Genomic DNA, 9055 nt, shown 5'->3' on the forward strand with positions numbered 1-9055 from the left:
CGCTGGAAGGAGCGGACGTTGACAGCCATGCAGGGCGAGCTCTGCCGGATCACGGTGTACGGGCCGCAGGGGCGGGCCGATCTGGCCGTGCCGATGTCGGTGCCGCTCACGAGCCTGCTGCCGGTGCTGCTGCACCACACCGGCGGCCGCGAGGACCTGGCCGACACGTGGGTGCTGCAGCGCCTCGGTGAGGCCCCGCTCGACGCGGCCGGCACGCCGGAGTCGCTGGACTGGAAGGAGGGCGAGGAGTTCCACCTCCGCCCCCGCCTGGACCCGCTGCCGGAGCTCGACTTCGACGACATCGCCGACGGCATGGCCACCGCCGTCAGCCGCCAGCCCGGGCGCTGGAAGCCGGAGTTCAACCGCTGGCTGTTCCTCGGCTTCGCGATCTTCGCGCAGGTCGTGCTGGCGTGGATCCTGCTCATGCCCGGTCCGCTGGGCCTGTCCGCGATCGGGACCGCCGTTGTGGCGCTGGGCCTGGTCGTGGCCGCGGTCGCGTGCGGCGTGCGCTCCGAAGACAACGCGCTGCTCCTGCTGCTCGGCCTCGGCGGCTGCGGGTTCGCGGCCATCGCCGGCGCCGTGGGCGTGGCCGGGGTCGACGCCGCGTTCGACCTGCAGGGCGCGCCGATCCTCGTGGGCTCGTTGACGTTCGCGCTGGCCGGTGGCCTGCTCATCGGTGGGCGCGCGGCGTGGTCGCCCGGCCTGCCGTTCGTGCCGTTCGGCGCGGTGGTGGCGACGGGTGTCGCCGGCGCCCTTTCGATGTGGCTGCACCTCGGTGCCGGGCTGACCACGACGCAGACGGCGGGCCTCGTGTCGGCCGTGCTCATCGCGGTGCTCGTGTTCGCGCCGCGTATCGGCATCCGGTTCGCGCGCATCCGCGGCCCGCAGCTGCCGCGCACCGCGTCGGAGCTGCAGTACGACATCGAGCCCGCGCCCGCCGAGCAGATGGTGCGGCAGACGGCCTACGCCGACGGTTACCTCACGATCTTCTGCATCGCGTCGGCTGTGGTGTTCACCTGCGCCTTCCCGTTCCTCGCCGAGCAGGACCTGTTCCCGAAGCTGCTGGCGTTCCTCGTGGCCGCGGCGGTGCTGATGCGCTCGCGCGCGCTGCTCGGCGCGTGGCAGCGGGTGCCGCTGTCGATCGCCGGCTCGGTCGGACTGGTGCTGCTCGCGCTGTCGCTGGTCGACCCGATGGCGGCCAACCGGCGCGGAGTGTCGGCCGGCGGGCTGGCGCTGGTGTTCTTCCTGCTGGTGCTGGCGATGCTGCGGCCGCCGCCGCGGCGCCTGCTGCCGATCTGGGGCCACCTGGCCAACTGGACCGAGACGTTGAGCGCGGTGGCGGTGATCCCGATCCTGCTGCAGCTGTTCGGGGTCTACGGCTGGGCGACCGGGCTCACGGCGTGAACGGGGTGAGCTGACATGGTGCAGACGCAGAAGGACCACGTCGAGGCGTATTCGTTCCTCATCGGACGGATGACCTCGGCCCTGGTGCTGGGCGACGCGAGCCACCTCGACGTGCCGGCCAAGCGGACCTGGAACGGCCTGCTCGGCGGCGCGCTGCTGGCGCTGCTGATCGTGGTCGGGTTTTTCGTCTACGGCCTGATCGCGCATCACACCGGCGGGAGTGCGCCGTCTGCACCAGTGGGGGGCACCGGCGGGCCGTCCCACACGGTGCGCATCCCGACGTGAACCGATAGACCTACGCCGCACGTGACAGCTGTGCCGGGAGCTCGGGCCGGTGCCGGTAGGAAGGACGAAGGTGAACATGGACCTCTCGCTGGTGCGTCGCGGGACCGGTGCCTCCGGTACCACCCTCGACAAGCAGACGGTCGGGAACGCTCTTGTCGTCCACCCCGCGACCGGGATGACCGACGAGGCCCAGGCGCTCGCGCTGGGCGTCGCGGCCGACACCGAGCACGACCTGGTCGTCGTGGACCTGCCGGTGGACTCGCCGATCTCCCTGTGGGAGTCGGTGGCGAAGGTCCTGCCGCGGCGCCGTCGCGGAGTGCGGCTGGTGATCGGCGGGCGTTCGCGCGAGACGTCGGCGCTGGCCGGGCAGTGGCTGTCGGAGCGGATCAACCGCACGGTGCTGGCGCCTGACGGTTCGGTGATCCCGAGCGCCGGCGGTGCCCTGTTCGTCCACTCCGGACGCGGCAGCGGCTGGGTGAGGTTCCAGCCGGGGCGCGCGCCGAAGTGGGAGGCCAAGCGGTTCCCGCGGCCGTCGTGGGACTCCGGGCTCACGGCGGAGCTGACGTCCACGAGCTCGCGCGGGGTCGCGGAGCCGTTGCCGGGTGGGCTGTGGGTGCGTCCGGTCGGCTTCGACCAGGGACAGCGCGCGCACCGCGCGGCGCTGGTCAAGGGCCTGCCCGCGCAGCACGACACGATGACCATCGTGCTGGGCTGCCCCGGCTGCCCACCGTTGACGCTCGACGACGCGGCCCGCCTGTGGGTGCGGCTGCCGGAGAACGTGCGGGCCAACGCGCGGTTCGTGCAGTACGGGCCGATGTCGGTGCCGGCCCGGACGTCGCTGGGCCAGGCGCTGGCCGACCTGCTGGGCAAGGAGGTCGCTTTCTACACCGGCCTGCCCGTCGGGTCGCCGCAGCTGGTCGACGTGCGCACGGTGCTGTTCGACGGCCGGCTGGGCTGGACCACGTTCGTGCGCGAGATCGGCTATCAGCCGCGCGTGCAGGGCGGGCCGGTGCAGGCGCCGCGCCTGATCAGCCACCGCCCACCGATCCACGGCCTCAACGAGGTCGCCCCGGCCGTGTACTGGTACTCGCCCGACGCCGTGATCGAGGTCGTGCAGTCCGGCCTGCTGGTGCGCTCGCCGCACGACGGCCGCGAAACCCCGGCCGTGCGCGCGCTGACGCTGGACAACTCGATCAACAACCTGACTTTCGACGCGACGAGCGAAGACGCCGTGGACCGCATGCGCATGCTGGCCCAGGACGTGCTCGCGCGGCTCGACGAGAACACGCGGCGCATGAGCCGCGTCCTGCCCGCGCACGCGCTGCTGGCCGAGCGCGGCCGGGTGCAGGTGACGACCAAGGCGCTGGCGGAGATCGAGCAGGGTGACGCGGCTCCGGCCCCGGCGTTGCTGGAAGCCAGTCCGACGGAGGTCGTGGTGCCCGGCGAGTACAAGCCGGCCGCGCCCGTGGACCTCGAGGTGGACGTCACGCCGGAGCCGGCGTTGCTGCGGTCCGAGCCGACGATCACCCAGCGCCTCGACCCGGGTGTCGGGGTACCGCGGTCGCTGGCCGGGGGCGGCAGCCCGATCACGATCACGTCGGCGCGGCCGCCGATGGTGCCGATGGAGGAGTCCTCCGGCGGTCCGTTCGGGCACAGGCAGGACGACAAGCCGGCGGGCCGGCACGCCGAGAAGCCCGGTGGCGCCGGGTTCGCGGGTCCGGTCGGCCCCACCGTGCTTCAGGGCGGGGCCGAGGCTCCGGCTGCGTTCGCGGGTCCGTCGGTGCCGCCGAAGTTCGGGGCGCCCGAGGGTGGGGCCGAGGCTCCGGCTGCGTTCGCCGGTTCGTCGGTGCCGCCGAAGTTCGGGGCGCCCGGCGGTTTCGCGGGCCCGGGTTCGGTCGTGCCGGTTCCCGGTGCGCCGACCGGGTTCTCGGGTCCGGCTACCCCGCCCGCGCCGATTCCGCCTGCCGCGCCGCCGGTCGGGATGCCGTCGGCTCCGGTGGCTCCGCCCAGTCTGGCCGCCGGGCCCGTGTCGATGCCACCAGCCGCGACCCCGCCCGTGGGGATGCCGCCCGCGGCCGCGCCGCCGGCCGGGATGCCGCCCGCGGCCACGCCGCCGGCCGGGATGCCTCCGGCCGCCACGCCACCCGCCGGAATGCCGCCTGCCGCGGGGGTGCCGCCGGTGACGCCGCCGTCGGTCGAGGCGCCGACCGTGCAGGGACCGGTCGTTCCCGTCGAGATCACCACCCAGAACACCGAGACCGTCGAAGGCGCTGAGACCAGCGAGAACGCTCAGGTCACCGAAGCCGCAGTCGAGCCGGTCGCCCCGGTCGTTCCGGCCGAGAAGGGCGAGGCGCGCCTGCAGCCCACCCCGGGTGCCGAGGCGACGGCGCTGCTGCCCAAGCGTGGCGCCGAGAAGGAACGCGAGTGGCTGCGTAAGTCGCTCGGCGCGGAGTACGGCCTGATGTCCAACGCCGTGGCCCGCATCCTGTCCGAGCACCCCGGGTTCCAGGGGGCGCTGTCGACGTCGTCGGCGGAGGTGCTCACAGACGCGGTCGCCGTGCAGCTGTACCTCTCGGTCAAGGGCGCGGCCATCGACGGCGGGCTGCGTACCGGCGCCAACGGGCCGCACGTGCCCATCGCGCGCTGCGTGGTCGCGGGCCTGAGCCGCCTGCCCTCGCACCGCGGCCCGGCGACGTTCGCGACGTCCGTGTCGAAGTCCGAGTGGGACCTGTTTCGCTCGCAGAAGGTGCTCACCGAGTGGGGTTTCCTCAACACGCTCACGCAGCCGTCGTCCACTTTGGACGGCGAAACCGACGTGCTGGTCTGGTCGATCACGGCCCGCCGCACGAAGCTGCTGGAACCCACCGCCGGTGGCGTGGAGAACCGGGTGCTGTTCGTGCCCGGCACGAGTTTCAAGGTGCTGGACCTGCGCGAACCCGCCGAGGGCGTGCGCGGGCTGGTACTGCTGCGGGAACTGACGTCGAGCGAGGTGGACGAGACCGGCAAGGTCGCGTCCGACCGGATCTCGCTCGACGAGCTGGCTCTGGTGTCGCTGCGCCGGGAGCTCGAGGTGTGGGCCGAGGCCGAGGGACGGGACCCGATCGCCGAGGTGTCCGCGCCGCGGTTCGGGGCGCTCCCGGGGCTGGTGTGAGCGTGGTGTCGAGGCGGGAGAGGCGAAATCGATGAACCGACAGTTGCTCGTGGTCGGCGGTGATCGGCCGGGGGCGTTCCCGACCATCGGCGCCGCGCTGGCGCAAGCGCAGCCGGGGGCCACGATCAGCGTGAACCCGGGCCGCTACGAGGAGAACCTCGTGGTGGACCGGATGGTTTCGCTGGTCGCCGAGCAGGGTGCGGGCACCGTCGAGGTCGTGGCGAGCGAGGGCAGCGTCCTCGTCGCCAATGCCGAGGCCGTGCAGCTGCGCGGGTTCACGCTCACCAGCACCGACAGCAACCTCGTGGCCGTCGACGTGGTGCGCGGCGAGGCGGCGCTGGACGGCTGCCGGATCTCCGGCGCCTCCTGGGCGACGCTGCTCGCGCGCCTGCAGGGCCAGCTCGCGCTGCGCGGCTGCACGGTCACGAGCTCTGCGGGCGCCGGCGTGGTCGTGGCTTCGCCGGCGCAGAGCACGATCGAGGACACGGAGATCGTCGACGCGGCGTCGTCGGGGATCGTGGTGGCCGAGGTCGGGTCCGTGGTGCTGCGCCGGTGCGCCGTGCGCCGCCCGCAGGGCAACGGGATCTGCGTGAACGGCGAGGCGGTGGCAGTAATCGAACACTGCGAGATCACCGGCGCACAAAAACCTGCGATGGTGGTGGAACAACAGGGCCGCGCAACAATCACGGGCCTCACTGTGCGTGAAAGCGCAAATGTTGATCTTTATCTCACCAGCCAGGGCCGGATCTCGGTGGCGAGCTCACAGTTCGTCGCCGCGCCGATGCAGGCCGCGCACGTGGCCGGGTCTTCGGCGCCGCTGCTGCGCGAGTGCGTGTTCTCCGGTGCCGAGCGCAACGCGGTGCAGGCGACGGCGAACGCGGCGCCGCAGTTCGTGGACTGCACGTTCGAGGGTTCGCCGGTCGCGATCCTCGTCGACGGTGAGTCGACGCCGAAGTTCGAGCGCGCGACCGTGCGCGGTTCGACGCAGACGGCGGTGCTCGTGAACGCCGAGGCGGCCGTGAAGATCACCGGCCTGCGGCTGAACACCGAATCCGGGCCGGGAATCGTCCTTTCCGGACAGTCGCGAATGGAGCTGGCCGACGCGTCGATCGAGACCGGCCGCGAGGGGGGCCTGGAGGCGACCGAGTCGGCGCGGGTGACCGTGGCCGACATCAGAGTGGGCTCGACCGCCGAACACGCCGTGACGCTCGGGGCGAGCACGCCGTCGTCGCTCACCTCGGTGCTGGTGCGCGGCGGCGGCCTTCGTGTGTCGGGCCCGGCCGAAAGTTCGTTGCAGGACTGTGAAATCGCCGAGGCGAAGGCCGACGGGATCACCGTCGCCGGCGGCTCCGTGCTGAGTGCCTCGCGGTGCCGCGTCCGCAGCGCCAAGCGCAACGGTGTGGTGCTGGAAGAGGGTTCGCGCGGGTCGCTCGTCGAGTGCGAGGTGCTCGGCGCCGGTGGCGACGGGTTCCTCGTCGAGACGCGCGAGCCGGTGACGATCCGCGACTGCGTGGTCAACGACGCGGGCGGCGAGGCCGTGCACCGCCTTGAGGACGACCAGGCGACGGTGGAGAACGTGAGCACCGACCAGGTGCGGGCGGAACCTTCGAGCGGATTGTCGTCGGAGTTCCCGTCGACGCCCGACCAGCCGACCGGCCCGCAGAGCGTGAGCGACGCCGCGGGTGAGGTGCTGGACGGGCCGCTGGGTGACCTGGAGTCCCTGGTGGGTCTGGCCGGGGTGAAGAAGGAGGTCACCGGCCTGATCAACCTGATCAAGATGTCCCAGATGCGTGAGCGCATGGGGCTGCCGATGCCGCCGATGAGCCGCCACCTCGTGTTCGCGGGCCCTCCCGGTACCGGTAAGACCACGGTCGCGCGCCTGTACGGCACGGTGCTGGCGGAGCTGGGCATCCTGTCCAAGGGCCACATGATCGAGGTCGCGCGTCAGGACCTGGTGGGCCAGTACATCGGTTCGACGGCGATCAAGACCACCGAGGTGGTCGAGAAGGCCATCGGTGGCGTGCTGTTCATCGACGAGGCGTACACGCTGGCCGCGGGTTCGGGCGGGTCCGGTCCGGACTTCGGTCAGGAAGCCATCGACGCGCTGATGAAGATCATGGAAGACCAGCGTGATTCGCTGGTGGTGATCGTCGCGGGGTACTCGGAGCAGATGGACCTGTTCCTGCAGTCCAACCCCGGTCTGGCGTCGCGGTTCACGCGCACGATCGAGTTCCCGAACTACAGCGTCGACGAGCTGGTCACGATCACCACGGGCTTGACCCGCAAGCACTACTACGAGCTGACCGACGACGCGATCACGGCGTTGCGCGAGTACTTCGAGCGGGTGCCGAAGGACGCGACGTTCGGTAACGGCCGTGTGGCGCGCAAGCTGTTCGAGGCGATGGTGAACAACCAGGCTTCGCGGCTGGCGTTGCAGCCGCCGTCGAAGGACTCGGAGCTCAACCGGCTGACGGCCGAGGACCTGCGGGCCGAGCTGGTGCAGCTGCCGGCCGCGGCGGCCGCGGCGGTCTCGGTGGGTTCGGACCCGGCGGCGGCCGTCGGCGCGAGCACGGGCTGGAACCGGCTGCGCACCCTCGTCGGCCAGGCCGGCGTGCGGGAGAACGCGCAGCGCCAGCTGGTGCGCCTGGGCGGGCTGAAGCAGGAACGCCAGCCCCTGGGGCACCTGGCGAACCTGGTGATCAGTGGCGAACGCGGGTCCGGGCGGGCCGAGTTCGCGAAGCTGTACGCGTTGAGCCTGGCGGAGCTGGGGCTGGTGAACGTCGGGCAGCTCGTGCGTTGCTCGGTGGCCGCCGACCTGTACCCGCGCTGGCCGGGGCAGGCCGAGCACCTCGTGCGCACGGCCATGAACGACGCCAGCGGTGGCGTGCTCGTGCTCGATGTGGACGGTGACTGGGAGATCGCGACGCACAGCTCGGGCGCGGAGGTCGTCGAGGCCGTCGCGGAGGCCGTGACGCGCCGTCCGGCTGACCCGGTGGTGGTGCTGAGCGGGCAGACGCAGCGGGTGGCCGCGTTGCTGGGTGTGGTGCCCGCGTTGCGGAGCTCGTTCACCGTCGGGTGGGAGCTCGGCGAGTACACAGTGGACGAACTGGCGGAGATCGCCGTGCGGCTGCTGGTGCGGCGCGGTCACGACGTCCCTGACGACGTCCGGGACGCGCTGGCCCACGAGCTGGCATCGGCTTCGGAGCACACCGTGCACGCGGCCCACGAGCTGGCGCGGACGTTGTCGGTGGCGGCCGCGTCGCGCACACTCGCGGCCGCGGACCTGCGCGGGATCCGTCCACCTGAGACCGGAGCGCTGGCGCTGGGCCAGGGCCTGGCGTCGGTCGGCTGAGGAGGTAACGCATGAGTTCGCCGTACCAGAAGATGCTGGACGAGGCCATGGGCGCCTACCAGCAGCAGCGCGAGCGGTTCGAGGAGAACCGCAAGCAGGTGGATTCGCTCACGACCAGCGCCACGTCGGCGCGGCGCGAGGTGACCGCGACGGTGTCGCGCACCGGTGAGCTGACCGAACTTTCCTTCCCCACCAGTGTGTACAAGAGGATGGCGCCGGCCGAGCTGGCGGCGGTGATCGTGAAAACGGTCGAGGAGGCGCGGCAGAAGTCGATCAGCGCCTCTGCGGAGGCGATGGCACCGATGCTGCCGCCCGGGCTCTCGGCGCAGGACTTGATGAGCGGCCGCGTGGACGTGCGGGCGTTGTTCTCGGGACGTGTTCCCGGCATGGAGGAAGGGACCCAGGCATGACTGACGACTTCTTCGTCGACGCGGACGGACTCACCAACAGCGCCAACGGCTTCGCCCAGAAGGCGGGCGAGCTGCGGAGCCTGGCGCAGCGCGTGCAGGCCCTGACCAACCCCAGCACCGTTCTGGCCGCGACCGGCAACGACAAGAACGGCTCGAACTTCGCCAACGTGCACCTCGCGGCGGCCGGCAAGATCTACAACGGACTCGACGCGTGGGCCAAGGCCGTGGACGGCACGACCACGGCGGTGCGCGACATGGCCGACTCGTTTCGCGACGTCGACGAGGGCGCGACGGAGCTCGCGGGGTCGTTGCGGACGGACTTCACGCAGCTGAACACGGACGTCAACAGCGGTGGCGCCGGCGGTCCGGCCGAGCCGTTGCGGGCGCGTGAAGGCACCGCGCTGAAGCCGACGATTCCGTCGAAGCCGGCGCACTGAGTCCTTTGTAGACCTG

General features: G+C 71.9%; 6 protein-coding genes. All 6 read left to right on the forward strand.

Features of this window, described 5'->3' with window-relative positions:
- Positions 1-27: 27 nt before the first annotated feature.
- The 6 genes from eccD (at position 28) to AB0M56_RS02220 (ending at position 9039) form a co-directional block, all read left to right on the forward strand.
- Complete coding sequence (gene eccD, locus AB0M56_RS02195; RefSeq protein WP_364170731.1) at positions 28-1404, forward strand: type VII secretion integral membrane protein EccD; 1377 nt, start codon at positions 28-30, stop codon at positions 1402-1404.
- 15 nt (positions 1405-1419) lie between these two features.
- Positions 1420-1689, forward strand: coding sequence for a type VII secretion protein EccB (locus AB0M56_RS02200; RefSeq protein WP_220245042.1), 270 nt, complete (start codon positions 1420-1422; stop codon positions 1687-1689).
- A gap of 76 nt (positions 1690-1765) precedes the next feature.
- The gene (locus AB0M56_RS02205; RefSeq protein WP_364170030.1) at positions 1766-4840 is read left to right on the forward strand and encodes a hypothetical protein; all 3075 of its coding nucleotides are present in this window, start codon (positions 1766-1768) and stop codon (positions 4838-4840) included.
- Between the two features lie 31 nt (positions 4841-4871).
- Positions 4872-8192, forward strand: coding sequence for a right-handed parallel beta-helix repeat-containing protein (locus AB0M56_RS02210; protein WP_364170033.1), 3321 nt, complete (start codon positions 4872-4874; stop codon positions 8190-8192).
- A gap of 11 nt (positions 8193-8203) precedes the next feature.
- A complete protein-coding gene (locus tag AB0M56_RS02215; RefSeq protein WP_364170035.1) occupies positions 8204-8602 on the forward strand; it encodes a YbaB/EbfC family nucleoid-associated protein in 399 nt (132 codons plus the stop codon).
- Positions 8599-9039 carry a hypothetical protein gene (locus AB0M56_RS02220; RefSeq protein WP_364170038.1) on the forward strand — a complete coding sequence of 147 codons (441 nt, stop codon included), beginning with the start codon at positions 8599-8601 and terminating at the stop codon, positions 9037-9039. The genes AB0M56_RS02215 and AB0M56_RS02220 overlap by 4 nt, the downstream gene beginning before the upstream one ends.
- The last annotated feature ends 16 nt before the right edge of the window (positions 9040-9055 follow it).

It is taken from the genome of Amycolatopsis sp. NPDC051372 (assembly GCF_040682095.1).
GTDB lineage: Bacteria > Actinomycetota > Actinomycetes > Mycobacteriales > Pseudonocardiaceae > Amycolatopsis.